Source organism: Streptomyces sp. MUM 203J (assembly GCF_022414595.1).
Classification (GTDB): domain Bacteria; phylum Actinomycetota; class Actinomycetes; order Streptomycetales; family Streptomycetaceae; genus Streptomyces.
The window spans coordinates 217299-234664 of sequence record NZ_JADWYO010000002.1 but is presented as its reverse complement, the minus strand read 5'-3'; the positions used below and the strand labels follow the sequence as shown (position 1 = coordinate 234664).

The window sequence follows — 17366 nt, the reverse complement described above, 5'->3', positions numbered from 1 at the left end:
GTTACGCCATTCGTGCAGGTCGGAACTTACCCGACAAGGAATTTCGCTACCTTAGGATGGTTATAGTTACCACCGCCGTTTACTGGCGCTTAAGTTCTCAGCTTCGCCCCACCGAAATGGAGCTAACCGGTCCCCTTAACGTTCCAGCACCGGGCAGGCGTCAGTCCGTATACATCGCCTTACGGCTTCGCACGGACCTGTGTTTTTAGTAAACAGTCGCTTCTCGCTGGTCTCTGCGGCCACCCCCAGCTCCCACTGCAAGAGTGTTCACCGGATGTGGCCCCCCTTCTCCCGAAGTTACGGGGGCATTTTGCCGAGTTCCTTAACCATAGTTCACCCGAACGCCTCGGTATTCTCTACCTGACCACCTGAGTCGGTTTAGGGTACGGGCCGCCATGAAACTCGCTAGAGGCTTTTCTCGACAGCATAGGATCATCCACTTCACCACAATCGGCTCGGCATCAGGTCTCACCCTCATGAGAGACGGATTTGCCTATCTCTCGGGCTACACCCTTACCCCGGGACAACCACCGCCCGGGCTGGACTACCTTCCTGCGTCACCCCATCGCTTACCTACTACCACCTTGGGTCGGCGGCTCCACCACTCCCCTTCACCCGAAGGATCCAGGGCGGCTTCACGGCCTTAGCATTAATGGGCTCGATACTGGGCGTTTCAAAGCGGGTACCGGAATATCAACCGGTTGTCCATCGACTACGCCTGTCGGCCTCGCCTTAGGTCCCGACTTACCCTGGGCAGATCAGCTTGACCCAGGAACCCTTAGTCAATCGGCGCACACGTTTCTCACGTGTGTATCGCTACTCATGCCTGCATTCTCACTCGTGAACCGTCCACAACTACCTTCCGGTGCTGCTTCACCCGGCACACGACGCTCCCCTACCCATCACAGTCCCCGTTAGAGGTATGTACTGCAATGACACGACTTCGGCGGTACGCTTGAGCCCCGCTACATTGTCGGCGCGGAATCACTTGACCAGTGAGCTATTACGCACTCTTTCAAGGGTGGCTGCTTCTAAGCCAACCTCCTGGTTGTCTCTGCGACTCCACATCCTTTCCCACTTAGCGTACGCTTAGGGGCCTTAGTCGATGCTCTGGGCTGTTTCCCTCTCGACCATGGAGCTTATCCCCCACAGTCTCACTGCCGCGCTCTCACTTACCGGCATTCGGAGTTTGGCTAAGGTCAGTAACCCGGTAGGGCCCATCGCCTATCCAGTGCTCTACCTCCGGCAAGAAACACACGACGCTGCACCTAAATGCATTTCGGGGAGAACCAGCTATCACGGAGTTTGATTGGCCTTTCACCCCTAACCACAGGTCATCCCCCAGGTTTTCAACCCTGGTGGGTTCGGTCCTCCACGAAGTCTTACCTCCGCTTCAACCTGCCCATGGCTAGATCACTCCGCTTCGGGTCTTGAGCGTGCTACTCAACCGCCCTGTTCGGACTCGCTTTCGCTACGGCTACCCCACACGGGTTAACCTCGCAACACACCGCAAACTCGCAGGCTCATTCTTCAAAAGGCACGCAGTCACGACGCAAGGACAAGTCCTTGCGCGACGCTCCCACGGCTTGTAGGCACACGGTTTCAGGTACTATTTCACTCCGCTCCCGCGGTACTTTTCACCATTCCCTCACGGTACTATCCGCTATCGGTCACCAGGGAATATTTAGGCTTAGCGGGTGGTCCCGCCAGATTCACACGGGATTTCTCGGGCCCCGTGCTACTTGGGTGTCTCTCAAACAAGCCGCCGATGTTTCAGCTACGGGGGTCTTACCCTCTACGCCGGACCTTTCGCATGTCCTTCGCCTACATCAACGGTTTCTGACTCGTCCTGTCGCCGGCAGACGACAGAAGAGAGATCCCACAACCCCGCATGCGCAACCCCTGCCGGGTATCACACACATACGGTTTGGCCTCATCCAGTTTCGCTCGCCACTACTCCCGGAATCACGGTTGTTTTCTCTTCCTGCGGGTACTGAGATGTTTCACTTCCCCGCGTTCCCTCCACACTGCCTATGTGTTCAGCAGCGGGTGACAGCCCATGACGACTGCCGGGTTTCCCCATTCGGACACCCCCGGATCAAAGCTCGGTTGACAGCTCCCCGGGGCCTATCGCGGCCTCCCACGTCCTTCATCGGTTCCTGGTGCCAAGGCATCCACCGTGCGCCCTTAAAAACTTGGCCACAGATGCTCGCGTCCACTGTGCAGTTCTCAAGCAACGACCAGCCACCCGTCACCCCGCCACAAACGCAGCGAGAACACCGGGGCCGGCGTACCGAAGGGCGAGCAGCGCTCGCACCCTCAGACACCCAACAGCGTGCCCGGCCCGACCCCTCGCATGTGATCCGTTTTCCACGCCGAAGCAGTACTAGCGGTCCATCCAAGAAGATCGTGCCGAGTAGTCAACGTTCCACCCATGAGCAACCGTGCGAGTCATTCGCTCGCAGTCGGCTATGTGCTCCTTAGAAAGGAGGTGATCCAGCCGCACCTTCCGGTACGGCTACCTTGTTACGACTTCGTCCCAATCGCCAGTCCCACCTTCGACAGCTCCCTCCCCACAAGGGGGTTGGGCCACCGGCTTCGGGTGTTACCGACTTTCGTGACGTGACGGGCGGTGTGTACAAGGCCCGGGAACGTATTCACCGCAGCAATGCTGATCTGCGATTACTAGCGACTCCGACTTCATGGGGTCGAGTTGCAGACCCCAATCCGAACTGAGACCGGCTTTTTGAGATTCGCTCCACCTCACGGTATCGCAGCTCATTGTACCGGCCATTGTAGCACGTGTGCAGCCCAAGACATAAGGGGCATGATGACTTGACGTCGTCCCCACCTTCCTCCGAGTTGACCCCGGCGGTCTCCCGTGAGTCCCCAACCTCCGAAGAGTTGCTGGCAACACGGGACAAGGGTTGCGCTCGTTGCGGGACTTAACCCAACATCTCACGACACGAGCTGACGACAGCCATGCACCACCTGTACACCGACCACAAGGGGGCGACCATCTCTGGCCGTTTCCGGTGTATGTCAAGCCTTGGTAAGGTTCTTCGCGTTGCGTCGAATTAAGCCACATGCTCCGCCGCTTGTGCGGGCCCCCGTCAATTCCTTTGAGTTTTAGCCTTGCGGCCGTACTCCCCAGGCGGGGCACTTAATGCGTTAGCTGCGGCACGGACGACGTGGAATGTCGCCCACACCTAGTGCCCAACGTTTACGGCGTGGACTACCAGGGTATCTAATCCTGTTCGCTCCCCACGCTTTCGCTCCTCAGCGTCAGTATCGGCCCAGAGATCCGCCTTCGCCACCGGTGTTCCTCCTGATATCTGCGCATTTCACCGCTACACCAGGAATTCCGATCTCCCCTACCGAACTCTAGCCTGCCCGTATCGACTGCAGACCCGGGGTTAAGCCCCGGGCTTTCACAACCGACGCGACAGGCCGCCTACGAGCTCTTTACGCCCAATAATTCCGGACAACGCTTGCGCCCTACGTATTACCGCGGCTGCTGGCACGTAGTTAGCCGGCGCTTCTTCTGCAGGTACCGTCACTTTCGCTTCTTCCCTGCTGAAAGAGGTTTACAACCCGAAGGCCGTCATCCCTCACGCGGCGTCGCTGCATCAGGCTTTCGCCCATTGTGCAATATTCCCCACTGCTGCCTCCCGTAGGAGTCTGGGCCGTGTCTCAGTCCCAGTGTGGCCGGTCGCCCTCTCAGGCCGGCTACCCGTCGTCGCCTTGGTGAGCCGTTACCTCACCAACAAGCTGATAGGCCGCGGGCTCATCCTGCACCGCCGGAGCTTTCCACCACCATCAGATGCCTGAAGTGGTCGTATCCGGTATTAGACCCCGTTTCCAGGGCTTGTCCCAGAGTGCAGGGCAGATTGCCCACGTGTTACTCACCCGTTCGCCACTAATCCCCCGCCGAAGCAGGTTCATCGTTCGACTTGCATGTGTTAAGCACGCCGCCAGCGTTCGTCCTGAGCCAGGATCAAACTCTCCGTGAATGTTTACCGGTAATCCGGTTGCACACTCGCGTTGAGCGGAACATCGGGAGGAATAGTCCCGATGTTCACAGCGTCCTCGCTGTGTTTTTCAAAGGAACCTCGTCTCAGAGAGACGGGGTTATCAACATATCTGGCGTTGACTTTTGGCACGCTGTTGAGTTCTCAAGGAACGGACGCTTCCTTCGTACTCACCCGAGAGACTCTCTCAGGCTTTCCTCCGGGCGCTTCCCTTCGGTGTTTCCAACCTTACCAGATCCTTTTTCCGTTCCGTTTCCGGTTCGGATTCCGTTTCCGGTGGCCGTTGGAGGGCCTTTGCCTTTCGGCTTGATTCGACTTTATCAGATTCTTTTCGGCCGAGTTTCTCGGCTTCGCGATCCGAATGGAGGAATCATCGGCTCCGAGAGACCGTCGACCGCATCGCGGCGACTTCACTCGGGAGCGAGAGAGACACTAACTGTTGTTGCGGAACCTGTCCAGTTCCACGCAACCGTTAAAATCTACCTCCCCGCATCCCCCGTGTCAACGGGTTTTGCGGGCGAAGAGAACAGTAGCAGCTCTCAGAGGCGCTGCGCACATCAGGCGGCGGTAGGCAGATCGGCGCTGCGGTCGGGGGCGTCGATGTCGCCCGTCTCGCCGGCCCGGGCCGCTCGGCCGCCGAGCACGTACACATACAGGAGGAAAGCGAGCTCGGCCAGGACGCCGATGGAGATGCGGGCCCAGGTGGGGAGGTCGGACGGGGTCACGAAGCCCTCGATCACTCCGGCCACGAAGAGGACCAGGGCCAGACCGATCGCCATGCCGATGGCGGCGCGGCCACGCTGGGCGAGGGCGGCGCGGCGGGTCTGTGGCCCCGGGTCGATGAGGGTCCAGCCGAGCCGTAGGCCCGTACCGGCAGCGACGAAGACGGCGGTCAGTTCCAGCAGACCGTGCGGCAGGACCAGACCCAGGAAGGTGTCCAGGCGCCCCACGGAGGCCATCAGGCCCAGGCCTATGCCGAGGTTCAGCATGTTGAGGAGCAGCACCCAGAGCACGGGCACGCCGAGAAAGGCGCCGAGAGCCAGGCAGAGGGCGGCTGCGCGGGCGTTGTTCGTCCATACCTGCGCGGCGAAGGAGGTCGCCGGGTTGCTGGAGTAGTAGGTCTCGTACTGGCCGCCGGGGCGAGTCATCTCTCGGAGTGCGTCCGGGGCGGCGATGGCGGACTGCACCTCGGGGTGAGTGCCGATCCACCAGCCGATGATCGCCGCGACGAGGGTGGAGAGTACTGCGGTGGGGATCCACCAGTGGCGTGAGCGGTAGACCGCGGCAGGGAAGCCGACGCTGAGGAAGTGAGTCACATCGCGCCATGTGGCGCGGCGGATACCGGTGACGGCAGCTCGGGCGCGGGCGACGAGTTGGGTGAGACGGGCGGTGAGTGCCGGGTCGGGAGCGGTCGACTGGATCACGGAGAGGTGCGTCGCGGTGCGCTGGTACAGGGAGACGAGTTCGTCCGCTTCGGCGCCGGTGAGGCGGCGGCCACGGCGCAGGAGGTGGTCGAGGCGGTCCCACTCGGCTTGGTGGGCGTTGACGTAGACGTCGAGGTCCATGATCCGCTGTTGCTCCTGGCCGGGGTCCGTATGGTCCGCGTGGTTCACGCGGTGTTCGGTCTTCTCGTCATGTGCGTGGTACGTACTGCTGCTCCCCGCCGGACGCTCGTCCTGGTGCTGCCTGTTCTGCGCCTGCTGCGGCGGGCTGTCGGACAGCTTGGCAGACTGGCGTTCGGAGGGGTTGGACCAAGTCGGCCGACGGAGCGGAGGGGTGGGCGCGGTGAGTGAGGTCGTGACGGGGGATGCGGTCGTCCTGGGGATACGGGCGGCGCGGCTGCCCAGTCGGGCACTCGCGGTGTTCATCGACCTGCTGATCGTGTGGACCGTGTTCCTGCTCGTGTCGATCGGCATGGCCTTCGCGACGGCTTCGCTGGACGAGGCGGCGGCGATGGCGGTGTCGATCGCGAGCTATGTGCTGATCCTGATCGGGGGACCGATCGCGGTCGAGACGCTGAGCCATGGGCGCTCGGTGGGAAAACTGGTGTGCGGGTTGCGGGTGGTGCGGGACGACGGGGGGCCGATCCGGTTCCGGCACGCGCTGGTGCGGGGGCTGATCGGGCTCGTGGAGATCCTTATGACGTTCGGTGTGATCGCCTGTTTCGCATCGCTGGTGTCGGCACAGGGGCGACGGGTCGGTGATGTGTTCGCGGGAACGCTGGTCGTGCGGGAGCGGGTTCCGGCGGCTCGGGTGACGGCGGTACCTCCGCCTCCGGCGTGGCTGGTGGGACGGTTCGCCCAGTTGGATCTGTCGGCGGTGCCGGATGAGCTGTGGCTGGGCGTCCGGCAGTACCTGACACGGATGGGACAGCTGGACCCGGAGGCCGGGCGTGGTCTGGCCGAACGCCTGGCTGATGAGCTGGTCGCGCGGACGGGCACGCCGGCGCCGGCCGGGGTGCCGGCCGCCGCGTATCTGGCAGGTGTCCTGCACGAGCGGCAGACGCGGGATGCCCGGCGGGTGGCCGCCGTCCCGGTTTCAGGGACGGCCGGAGAGGGAGCCGAGGCTGTGAGGGGTGCGGTTGTGGGGGCCGCGGGGATCGAAGGGGTCGCGGGATCCGGGTCGGGGTTCGTCCCTCCTGGTGGGATGGGGGGAGCTCCGGTGTCCCGGGCCGCCTCGGGTGAGGGGGGCGTACGGGGTGAGGGGAAGGCGCAGGCGCAGACGCCTGCCGGCGGGTTCGCTCCGCCTGCCTGAACGGCGGTCACGGAACCTGGGCTGATGATGATCCGGTCCGGGGAGCCGGGGCCCCTTCGGGCCTGGCACCGGGGCGTCGACGGGAGTCGCCGGCCTCAGGAGAAGGCGGAAGGCGGGGTCTGGAGGTCTTCCAGCTCCATGCCGGGGGCTGCGAGGACCACATCTCCGGCGATGTGGACGGTGTGCCGTTCGCCGGTGTCCAGAGCTGTCACCTGGTACTCGTCCACACGGAGGGGGCCGTTGTCAGTGGTGTGCGCTTCACTGTTCACCAGTGACCAGGACTGGTCGACGGTGAAGGGCGCGAGGACCGGGTCCGTGAAGGCCACCAGGCGGACGCGGGTCGCGCCGGAATGGGGGGTGAGACGCAGGAGCCGGGATGTCGCGACGAGGAATGCCGGGGATCTGCCGGTGAAGGCGTGGGCGGGCACGTTGCCTTCGACGGCTTCGCTGCCGGTGGGGTCGCTGCGAACCCAGGTGACGCCTTCGAGGGCAGCGCCGCGGACCTGCCAGCCGCCGGTGTGGAGTTCCAGTCGGATGGGGCGGCCGAGGTCGTCCAGAGTGAGGTCGACGGAGCCGGTGTGGTCGCCGGAGGGGGTGGTGATCTGAGAGACATAGCGCCAGCCGGTAGGGCCGGGTGCGCAGTGGAAGTGCTCTTCTCCCAGGGGGGTGTGATCGTGCGGATCGTGGAGGGAATAGCGGCCGCGCGGCATAGGTCCTCGGGGGCTTGGTCCGGGTGGTGTGCGGGACCGGTGCCGGTCCTGCGCCGACAGTAACCGGGTCGGGCCGGGGGCGGACCGCGGGTCGGGTTGTGGACGGGCTGATGGCCTGGCACGGTCTGTCGCCGACAGGTCGTACGGTCGTACGGATCGACCCAGGGGGCCGAGACGTCTGTACGGCACCGAGGGCGGACCGGCCGGTGGTGGGCAGACGGCTCGCGGTGAGCGCCGGCGGGACCACGCGGGTCCGCGGCAGCGGGTGTCGGGCGGCCGTCGGAGGCCGCCGGTGCTGCGGCCGACGGCGTTGTGCCCGGGCCGTAGGCCGGGTGCGGTGCGGGACGTCGGTGGGCCGTTGGCGGTATGCCGGGTGACCGGGCAGGCCCCCGTCACGGGGGTGCGGGGGTCTGCCTGCTTGCCTGGCGGTGTTCATCGGCTCGGCTGCGGGTTTCGAACGCCGGTGGGCACCTGCCGACTGCCCGTTGCCCAGTTCGTCGGGCGCCGCTGCCGCGTTGCCTTCGCCGGCGGGTACCGACCGGCCGGAGCTCTCCGCGGTTTTCGGGCCGCCGGGCTGCCGTCCGCCGCTGCCGCCCGGGAGCAGCGTGGTCGCCGGACTGCCGTGGGACTGCGTTGCCCGGCGACTGATCCGGTGGGTGCCCTGGGCCTGTGCTGGGCGCGCCCGGTGGCGGGTTGCTGGCGCTGCCAGGCGACGCCGCGGCGGCGGTACGGGCCGTTTCACGTCGGCCACCTTGGGCGGGAGGGGACTGCCGGGCACCGTCCCGGCGGAGTCGGAAGCCCCACGGCCCCTGGCTGGCCCCCTGCGGCCTGTGGCCGGTCTGGACGGTGGCCGGGGCGAGAGCGCGGGTCACGCGGTCACCCGCGCCAGTGGACCGTCCGGGCCAGGTGGCACCCACCGGGCCGACCGGGGGCCATAGCCGGTCGGTGTGCCGCCGTGGCGATGCGGCCCGGGCACCGCCGTGGCCGGGGCGCTGTGACGGTTGGCCGGAGTGCCGCTCGGCCGGGCCTCCCCGGGGGCCCGGGGGAAGGTGTGTACCTCGTGCGGGGTGGCGGGTCGGGGCCCGGTCGCCGCCCGGCCTGCTGGTGGGAGACAGGCCGGGCGGGGCAGGTGTCAGTAGCGGTAGTGGTCGGGCTTGTAGGGGCCTTCGACCTCGACGCCGATGTACTCGGCCTGCTCGGGGCGGAGGGTGGTCAGCTTCACGCCGAGGGACTCCAGGTGGAGGCGGGCGACCTTCTCGTCGAGGTGCTTGGGCAGCACGTACACATCCGTCGGGTACTGCTCCGGCTTCGTGAACAGCTCGATCTGGGCCAGGGTCTGGTCCGCGAACGAGTTGGACATGACGAACGACGGGTGGCCGGTGGCGTTGCCCAGGTTCAGCAGACGGCCCTCGGACAGCACGATGATCTTCTTGCCGTCGGGGAAGGTCCAGGTGTGGACCTGCGGCTTGACCTCGTCCTTGACGATGCCGGGGACGGCGGCGAGGCCGGCCATGTCGATCTCGTTGTCGAAGTGACCGATGTTCCCGACGATGGCCTGGTGCTTCATCTTGGCCATGTCGGAGGCCATGATGATGTCCTTGTTGCCGGTCGTGGTGATGAAGATGTCGGCCTGGTCGACGACATCGTCGAGCGTGGCGACCTGGTAGCCGTCCATCGCGGCCTGCAGGGCGCAGATCGGGTCGATCTCGGTGACGATGACGCGGGCGCCCTGGCCGCGCAGGGACTCGGCACAGCCCTTGCCGACGTCTCCGTAGCCGCACACGACGGCGACCTTGCCGCCGATCAGCACGTCCGTGGCACGGTTGATGCCGTCGACCAGGGAGTGGCGGCAGCCGTACTTGTTGTCGAACTTCGACTTGGTGACGGCGTCGTTGACGTTGATGGCCGGGAAGAGGAGGGTGCCCTCGCGCTGCATCTCGTACAGACGGTGCACACCCGTGGTGGTCTCCTCGGTGACACCGCGGACCTCGGAGGCGAGGCGGGTCCACTTCTGCGGGTCCTCGGTCAGGGTGCGGTTGAGGAGGCGCAGGATGTGCCCGTATTCCTCGCTGTCCGCGGTTGACGGGTCCGGAGCGGCGCCGGCCTTCTCGAACTCGACGCCCTTGTGGACCAGCAGGGTGGCGTCACCGCCGTCGTCCAAGATCATGTTCGGCCCGCCGGTGGGGGTGTTCGGCCAGGTCAGGGCCTGCTCGGTGCACCACCAGTACTCCTCCAGGGTCTCGCCCTTCCAGGCGAAGACCGGGACGCCCTGCGGGTTGTCCGGGGTGCCGTCGGGGCCGACCGCGATGGCGGCGGCGGCGTGGTCCTGGGTGGAGAAGATGTTGCAGGAGGCCCAGCGGACCTCGGCGCCGAGGGCGACCAGGGTCTCGATCAGGACGGCGGTCTGCACCGTCATGTGCAGGGAGCCGGTGATGCGGGCGCCTGCCAGCGGCTGGGCGGCGGCGTACTCCTTGCGGATCGCCATCAGGCCGGGCATCTCGTGCTCGGCGAGGGTGATCTCCTTGCGGCCGAACTCGGCCAGGGACAGGTCCGCGACCTTGAAGTCCTGACGGTTCTCGACAGTCGTCATGGCGAGCTGCTCCTCGTTGTCGTGGCGAGGTGGGTAAGGGTGGGCGTGCTCTGCGGTGGCGGGCACGCGTAGGCGCACGGGCGTACCGGCGTACGGATGCTCGGCACTCGCGGAGCAGTCGTCGGAGCCCTCTCTCCCTCGGCCGGTCCCGCGGACCGCCCGACCGCCATCAGCAGCGACGTCTGTCTTCGAATGTCTCTGCCGAATCTACACCGATGGGGTCGGATGCCTTCAAGTGCGCCTTCAGGCGTGCCTGAGGATGTCGGGTTCCAGGTAGATGACGCGGGCGATGGGGACGGCGTCGCGGACGCGGGCCTCCGCGGCGTCGATGGCGGCGGCGACCTCGGCGGCGGTGTCGTCGTGCTGGACGGCGATCTTGGCGGCGACGAGGAGCTCCTCGGGGCCGAGGTGGAGCGTGCGCATGTGGATGATGGCGGTGACGGTGTCGCCGTCGACCAGAGCCTTCTCGATCTTCTTGACCTCGGTCGCCCCGGCGGCTTCACCGAGCAGCAGGGACTTCGTCTCGGCGGCGAGGACGAGTGCGATGAGGATCAGCAGGACGCCGATGCAGGCGGTGCCGATGCCGTCCCAGACGCCGTTGCCGGTGATGAGCGCGAGGCCGACGCCGCCGAGGGCGAGGACCAGGCCGACGAGCGCGCCGAAGTCCTCCAGGAGGACGACGGGGAGTTCGGGGGCCTTGGCGTGGCGGACGAACTCCTTCCAGGACTGCTTGCCGCGCAGTGAGTTGGACTCCTTGATGGCGGTGCGGAAGGAGAACGCCTCCGCGACGATCGCGAAGACGAGGACGCCGACCGGCCAGTACCAGGCTTCGATCTCGTGCGGGTGCCTGATCTTCTCGTAGCCCTCGTAGAGGGCGAACATGCCGCCTACGGAGAACAGGACGATGGAGACGAGGAAGGCGTAGATGTAGCGTTCGCGGCCGTAGCCGAAGGGGTGCTGGGGGGTGGCTTCGCGCTGCGCCTTCTTGCCGCCGAGGAGGAGGAGCCCCTGGTTTCCGGAGTCGGCCAGCGAGTGCACGCCTTCGGCCAGCATCGACGACGAGCCGCTGAAGGCGAACGCCACGAACTTGCTGACCGCGATGGCGACGTTGGCGGCGAGTGCCGCCACGATCGCCTTGGTTCCGCCGGACGCGCTCATGCGGGTCGTGTCCCTTCCCCTGATGCCTGATGCCCTGTACCTGATCCCTGGTACCCGGTGCCTGGTGTGCTGTGGCCGCGGCGGCGCGGCGTCCGGTGTCAGACGGCGGCCGTGGCCCTGAAGACCGTACCGGAGCCGGAGAGCCGTGCCTGCTCCCCGGCGGGGACGTAGACGGACTGGCCGGGGGTGAGGGGGAGGTCTCCGAGGCGGGGGCCGCCCGCGGTGGCCAGGACGATCTGGGCGGCGGGGGCGGTGAGGTCGGCCGGGGCGGCGCCTTCCGGCCGTACGAAACGGGAGAGGCGGAAGTCGTCGATCGGCGTCTCGTACACCTCCTCACCGGTCTCGTCGGCCTCGGGGCGCAGGATGCCGGGGTCGCCGGGCGTGAAGCGGACGACGCGGAGGAGCTCGGGGACGTCGACGTGCTTGGGGGTGAGACCGCAGCGCAGGACGTTGTCGGAGTTGGCGAGGATCTCGACGCCGAAGCCGCTGATGTACGCGTGGGGCACCCCGGCGCCGAGGAAGACGGCTTCGCCGGGCTGGAGCCGCACGTGGTTGAGGAGCATCGCGGCGATGACGCCGGGGTCGCCGGGGAAGTGGTGGGCGAGACCGGCGTACGGGGCATAGCTGCCGCCGAGGCGGTCGCAGGCGGCGGCGGTGTCCGCGACGGTGTCGGCCATGGCGTCCGGGTCGGCGGTGAGGACGGCGGTGAGGACCTCGCGGAGCGCGGCTTCCTCGGGGTGGGCGTGGAGGAGGTCCACGTACGGCTTGAGGGAGTCGACGTCGAGAGCGGCGAGGAGTTCCGCGGTCTCGTCGGGGGCGCGGAAGCCGCACAGGCCCTCGAAGGGGGTGAGGGCGCAGAGGAGTTCGGGCTTGTGGTTGGCGTCCTTGTAGTTGCGGTGGGCGGCGTGGTGGGGGGTGCCGGCCTGCTCCTCGGCGGCGTAGCCCTGCTGGGCCTGGGCGAGGTCGGGGTGGACCTGGAGGGAGAGGGGGGAGGCGGCGGCGAGGAGCTTGAGGAGGAACGGGAGGCGGGGGCCGAACCGGGCGACGGCGGAGGGGCCGAGTTCCTGTTCGGGGGCCGCGGCGACGACCTCGGTGAGGGACTGCTCGCGGGGGGTTCCGTCCGGGGCGGTGCGGGTGACGCGGGAGGGTGCGCCGGGGTGGGCGCCCATCCACATCTCGGCCTGGGGCTCGCCGGTGGGGGTGGTGCCGAGCAGTTCCGGGATGGCCGTCGTGGAGCCCCAGGCGTAGGGGCGGACGGTGTTGGAGAGGCGGTCCATGGCGTGTGGTGTTCCTTGGTTCTCGGCTGCTCGGTCTGGTGCCAGGGTGCTGCTCTGAGGTGGCGCCCGGATGGCGTCCGGGTGTGACGGGAGTGTCGGCGCAGGTGTGCGGGCTCGACCGGGCTTGTGGGTGCTGTGAGTGGCGGCTGTCGTCAGGCGGTGGGCGGGCGCCCGGTCCGGTCCGTCTGCAGAGGTCGTCGGCCTGGTCAGCGGGTGCTGTCGGGGTTCAGCGGGCTGGAGGCGAGGGTCAGGTAGCCGGCTGCGAAGTCGGTGACGGCGAGGAGTTCCGCGAGGGCTTCGAGTTCGCTGCCGGGTTCGGGTTCCAGTTCGCTGACGGCCGTGTCGTGGCCGAGGGCGAGTTCGCGGGCGGCGGGGGCGGCGGTGAGCCCTCCGGCGTCGGCGGGCCGGTCGCGCAGCAGCACCACGCGCGCGTGCAGGGCCTGCGGGTCCTCGACCCGGTCCCGGAAGAAGTCCTCGGGGTCGGCGCCTGCCGCGAGGTCACCGGCGAGGAGGCCGCCGTGGGCGGGCAGGGCCTCGGGCAGCTGGGCGGCGAGGGCGGGCCGGCCGGCGAGTTCGGCCATGACCGCGGCGAACCGGCGGCCGACGGGCGCGGCGGTCTCGCCCTCGGTCCAGATGAGCGGCAGGGTGTCGGCCAGCTCGGCGGCCAGGGTCTTGGCCGGGTTGCTGTACGTGGCGATGGCGGGGCCGCAGCGTTCGGCGGCGCGGTCGAGCCGGTCCGCGACCTTCTCCAGGGTGTCGGCGGGCGCGGTGAGCAGGCCGACGCGGTCGAGGAGGGCGAGGAGGGGGGTGAACAGGGCCCAGAGGGCGCCGGGTCCGGCCGGCTGGATCTCCTCGTACGTCTCGTGGGGCGCCGTGGCGAGCGGGACGAGCAGGCCGTGACTGCCGTTGACGGCCTCGGTGAGGGGCGCGCGGTGGGGAGCGACGGCGACGACGGTGACACCACGGCGGTAGGCCTGCTGCGCGAGGAGGGCGAGGCCGGGTTCGGCGCCGTCGGTGGTGGCGATGAGGAGCAGGTCGAGGGAGCCGGCCCAGCCGGGGAGGGCCCAGCGCAGAGCGCCTGCGGCGGGGGCCACGCCTGTGGGGTGGAGGTGGGTGACGGGCGCGGAGGTCCCGGCGAGCGCGGTGACCAGATCGGCCACGCAGGTGGCGGCGGTGCCGGGTCCGGCGATGAGGACGGCCCGGGGACGGCCCTCGGGGCTGAGGGCGCCGATGCCGGCTTCGTCGGCGTGCCGCGCGGCGGTACGGACGCGGGCACCGGCTTCGGCGGCTCCGCGCAGCAGGCCTCGGTGGTCCGCGCGGGCCAGGGCTTCGGGGGCGTCGAGCAGTGACTCGTCGAGCATGGGTGGGGCCTCCGATCGCCGGGGCTGGGTGAGGCGGTTCGCCGGGTGGCGGCACTCCGGGCGGCGGTGTGCCGGTCCGGCCATGGCGGTACGGGTGCGGGTGTACGCCCCCGGGGCCCGGGGTGTCAGGCCGGGCGGCGGGCCTCGTCGACGAGGAGGACGGGGATGCCGTCGCGGACCGGGTAGGCCAGGCCGCAGTCCTCGCCGGTGCAGATCAGCTCGGGGGTCTCGGCGCCGGTGTGGTCGCTCAGCGGGGCATGGCAGGCCGGGCAGGCGAGGATCTCCAGGAGGCCGGCTTCGAGCGACATGGGGTCGGTTCCCTTCGGGCGGGGCTGGGACGAGGTGGTGCTGGGTGGTCGTGCGGGTGGGGGCGGTACGGCGCGCCCCGGCGCCCCGTCAGCCTACCGCTGGGGCGCCGGGGGCGCGGCCCGACCTGTCCGGGCGGGTGGCCGGTTGACGGGGCGTGCGGCTCGGGGCCGTACGCCCCGTCGACGCGCGGCGTGCGCGGGTACTGCGGACGCCCGGGTGTGCGGCGGTACGGGTGCTACGCGTGCGTGGCCGTGCGGTACCGCCTCACCCGTGCCGTACGGGTGCGGTCACGCGGGCAGCCGGTGCGGGTCCTCACGGCGCGCGCGTGCCGCTACGGGTGGGCCGGCCGGATCAGGAGGCGCGGACCAGTCCGAGGACCTCGTCGCGGATCTCGGCCATGGTGGCCTCGTCGCGGGCCTCCACGTTGAGGCGGAGGAGGGGCTCGGTGTTGGACGGGCGGAGGTTGAACCACCAGCCCTCACCACTGATGGTGAGGCCGTCCATCTCGTCGGTGGTGACGCCCTCGCGGGCGGTGAACGCCTCGCGTACGGCGGTGGTGCTGGCGGTCTGGTCGGTCACCTTCGAGTTGATCTCGCCGGAGGCCGCGTAGCGGTCGTACGAGGAGACCAGGGACGACAGAGGACCGTCCTGGCCGCCGAGGGCGGCGAGGACGTGGAGTGCGGCGAGCATGCCGGTGTCGGCGTTCCAGAAGTCGCGGAAGTAGTAGTGCGCGGAGTGCTCACCGCCGAAGATTGCGCCGGTGCGGGCCATCTCGGCCTTGATGAAGGAGTGGCCGACGCGGGTGCGGACGGGGATGCCGCCGTTCTCGCGGACGACCTCGGGGACGGACGAGGAGGTGATCAGGTTGTGGATGACCGTTCCGCCCGGGTGCTTGGCGAGTTCGCGGGCGGCGACCAGGGCGGTGATGGCGGACGGGGAGACCGGTTCGCCGCGCTCGTCGACGACGAAGCAGCGGTCGGCGTCGCCGTCGAAGGCGAGGCCGAGGTCGGCTCCTTCGGCGCGGACGCGCTCCTGGAGGTCCACGATGTTGGCCGGGTCGAGCGGGTTGGCCTCGTGGTTGGGGAAGGTGCCGTCGAGCTCGAAGTACATGGGCACGAGCGTGAGGGGCAGGCCCTCGAAGACGGTGGGGACGGTGTGGCCGCCCATGCCGTTCCCCGCATCGACGACGACCTTGAGGGGCCGGACGGACGTGAGGTCGACGAGGGACTTCAGGTGGGCGGCGTAGGCGGTGAGGCTGTCCTCCCGGTTGATCGTCCCGGAGGTGGCGGCGGGGGCCGGGGCGCCGGACTCCAGCCAGCTCTCGACGAGCGTGCGGATCTCGGTGAGGCCGCTGTCCTGGCCGATGGGGGCGGCACCGGCGCGGCACATCTTGATGCCGTTGTACTGGGCGGGGTTGTGGGACGCGGTGAACATCGCACCCGGCAGGCCGTGGTGGCCGGAGGCGAAGTACAGCTGGTCGGTGGAGCACAGTCCGATGACGGTGATGTCCGCTCCCTGGGCGGCCGCCCCGCGCGCGAAGGCGCCGGACAGGCCGGGAGAGGACGGGCGCATGTCGTGTCCGACGACGATGGCGTCGGCGCCGGTGACCTGGGTGAAGGCGGCACCGAACAGCTCGGCGTGCGCTTCGTCCCACTGATCCGGCACGACTCCGCGCACGTCGTACGCCTTGACGATCTGCGACAGATCAGCAGCCACTGATCAACCCTCCCTGCGAGCCCTGTATGGAGTACACAACCTACCCGGGTGGGTGTAAGGGGACGTACGGAGTGCCCGGGGCGGGCGGGAGGGGCCCGAAAGGTCCGCGTGCTACGCGTCCGGGGAGCGGAGGACCCGGAGGTGACCGCGGCGGCCCACCTCGACCGGGTCGCCGCCCCGGCCGCCGGGCTTGCCGCCCGCCTGGGCCTTGCGCTCCTGCGGACGGGCCGCTTCCCGTACGGCGTTGGCGAGGGCTTCCAGGTCGTCGCCGCTGGGGCGGGAGGGGGCGGAGGCGTCGGAGAGCCGGACGACCTCCCAGCCACGGGGCGCGGTGAGGCGCTCGCTGTGCTCGGCACACAGGTCGTAGCAGTGGGGTTCGGCGTAGGTGGCGAGCGGGCCGAGGACCGCGGTCGAGTCGGCGTAGACGTACGTCAGCGTCGCGACGGCAGGGCGGCCGCACGCGGTGCGCGAACAGCGACGTACAGGGCTCACGACGTTGGACGGTACCGCACTCTTGAGCGGGCCGCGACGACTCTCCGCCAGGTCACTCGCCCGTGTCGCGGTGTGACGTCGCGCACAGGGGCGTTCGGCCCGGCGTCGGTGACCTGCGACGGAGGGGGCGCGAGGGGGAGGGGCGGAGGTTGAGACGACCACAGCGGGTGAGGCAGGACGGAACAGGAGGGTATAAATCCAGTCATTTTTCCTCGCTGAACCGGTCAGGGACGAGAGCATTGGAACCGGGTCGGTCGGGAGCGTTCGAGGCGGGGGCGTGAGGAGGGCGCGGATGCCGCAGAAGCGGGGCCGGGGCGGGCACGGGGCGAGCGGCGGCGACGGGGCCGGCGAGGGGCGGGGTGATCGGTCTGCGGGGACGTGCCGGGTGTGCGGCGGGTGGGGAACGCTCTGCCGCCGAGGGAGCTACGCTGCGTCAGGTGAAGGACAGTGCCGTGCCTCCCCCGCCCGCCGCAGGCGGAACGCCTGGTGGGACCCCCCGTCCGCCCGAGTCGCGGCCACGCCGCAGGGACCGCCACGGTCGCGGGATGCGGGGGCCGGTCGCGCCTCCGCAGGTACCGCTGTCGGCCACGCGGGCGGACACGTTCCGCGATCTGGTGCGGGACTCGGTGGAGCGGCTGGAGCGGCGCTGGCCGCAGCTGGCCGACGTGGACTTCCATGTGGTGGAGGTGCCCGTGTCGGTGGACGACGCGGTGCCGCTGGGCAGCGCGTCGCCGGCCACCCGGGACCGGCACGCCCGGGTCGTCGTCTACCGGCGGCCGGTGGAGCTGCGGGCCAAGAGCCAGGGCGAGCGGGCGCTGCTGGTGCACGAGGTCGTGGTGGAGCAGGTAGCGGACCTGCTGGGCCTGGCCCCGGAGTCCGTGGACCCCCGGTACGGGGAGGACTGAACGGGACGGCGAGTCCGGGGCTCGGCGCCCGGGCCCCGGTGGCCCGGCTGACCGGGCCTTCGC

General features: G+C 68.7%; 11 protein-coding genes and 2 rRNA genes. 2 read left to right on the top strand and 11 right to left on the bottom strand.

Annotated features, from left to right (window positions below):
* The 3 genes from I3F58_RS02700 to I3F58_RS02690 all read right to left on the bottom strand — a co-directional run.
* Positions 1–2201: ribosomal RNA gene (locus I3F58_RS02700) — 23S ribosomal RNA — on the bottom strand; the annotation flags it as partial.
* 283 nt (positions 2202–2484) lie between these two features.
* Positions 2485–4013: ribosomal RNA gene (locus I3F58_RS02695) — 16S ribosomal RNA — on the bottom strand.
* Between the two features lie 575 nt (positions 4014–4588).
* Entirely contained in the window at positions 4589–5596 is a 1008-nt protein-coding gene (locus I3F58_RS02690) for a stage II sporulation protein M (protein ID WP_240106531.1), read from the bottom strand.
* A 220-nt stretch (positions 5597–5816) separates the two neighbouring features.
* Here I3F58_RS02690 and I3F58_RS02685 point away from each other — a divergent pair, with 220 nt between their 5' ends.
* Positions 5817–6785 (top strand): RDD family protein, encoded by a 969-nt coding sequence (locus I3F58_RS02685; protein ID WP_240106508.1) that lies wholly within the window; start codon positions 5817–5819, stop codon positions 6783–6785.
* 95 nt (positions 6786–6880) lie between these two features.
* Here I3F58_RS02685 and I3F58_RS02680 read toward each other — a convergent pair whose 3' ends face one another.
* The 8 genes from I3F58_RS02680 to I3F58_RS02645 all read right to left on the bottom strand — a co-directional run bounded on the left by I3F58_RS02680 (position 6881) and on the right by I3F58_RS02645 (position 16449).
* A complete protein-coding gene (locus tag I3F58_RS02680) occupies positions 6881–7495 on the bottom strand; it encodes a hypothetical protein (RefSeq protein ID WP_240106507.1) in 615 nt (204 codons plus the stop codon).
* Between the two features lie 1132 nt (positions 7496–8627).
* Entirely contained in the window at positions 8628–10085 is a 1458-nt protein-coding gene (ahcY, locus tag I3F58_RS02675) for an adenosylhomocysteinase (protein ID WP_240106506.1), read from the bottom strand.
* 243 nt (positions 10086–10328) lie between these two features.
* Complete coding sequence (locus I3F58_RS02670; RefSeq protein ID WP_240106505.1) at positions 10329–11243, bottom strand: cation diffusion facilitator family transporter; 915 nt, start codon at positions 11241–11243, stop codon at positions 10329–10331.
* Between the two features lie 98 nt (positions 11244–11341).
* A complete protein-coding gene (gene manA / locus I3F58_RS02665) occupies positions 11342–12520 on the bottom strand; it encodes a mannose-6-phosphate isomerase, class I (RefSeq protein ID WP_240106504.1) in 1179 nt (392 codons plus the stop codon).
* A gap of 206 nt (positions 12521–12726) precedes the next feature.
* Positions 12727–13881, bottom strand: coding sequence for an SIS domain-containing protein (locus tag I3F58_RS02660; RefSeq protein ID WP_240106503.1), 1155 nt, complete (start codon positions 13879–13881; stop codon positions 12727–12729).
* 125 nt (positions 13882–14006) lie between these two features.
* A complete protein-coding gene (locus I3F58_RS02655; RefSeq protein ID WP_240106502.1) occupies positions 14007–14189 on the bottom strand; it encodes a Trm112 family protein in 183 nt (60 codons plus the stop codon).
* Positions 14190–14541: 352 nt separating this feature from the next.
* On the bottom strand, positions 14542–15906 hold the full coding sequence (locus I3F58_RS02650) for a phosphomannomutase/phosphoglucomutase (protein ID WP_240106501.1): 1365 nt from the start codon (positions 15904–15906) through the stop codon (positions 14542–14544).
* Positions 15907–16017: 111 nt separating this feature from the next.
* The gene (locus tag I3F58_RS02645; protein WP_240106530.1) at positions 16018–16449 is read right to left on the bottom strand and encodes a DUF3499 domain-containing protein; all 432 of its coding nucleotides are present in this window, start codon (positions 16447–16449) and stop codon (positions 16018–16020) included.
* Positions 16450–16835: 386 nt separating this feature from the next.
* Between I3F58_RS02645 and I3F58_RS02640 the strand changes: the two genes are divergently transcribed.
* Positions 16836–17303 carry a metallopeptidase family protein gene (locus I3F58_RS02640; protein ID WP_374207891.1) on the top strand — a complete coding sequence of 156 codons (468 nt, stop codon included), beginning with the start codon at positions 16836–16838 and terminating at the stop codon, positions 17301–17303.
* The last annotated feature ends 63 nt before the right edge of the window (positions 17304–17366 follow it).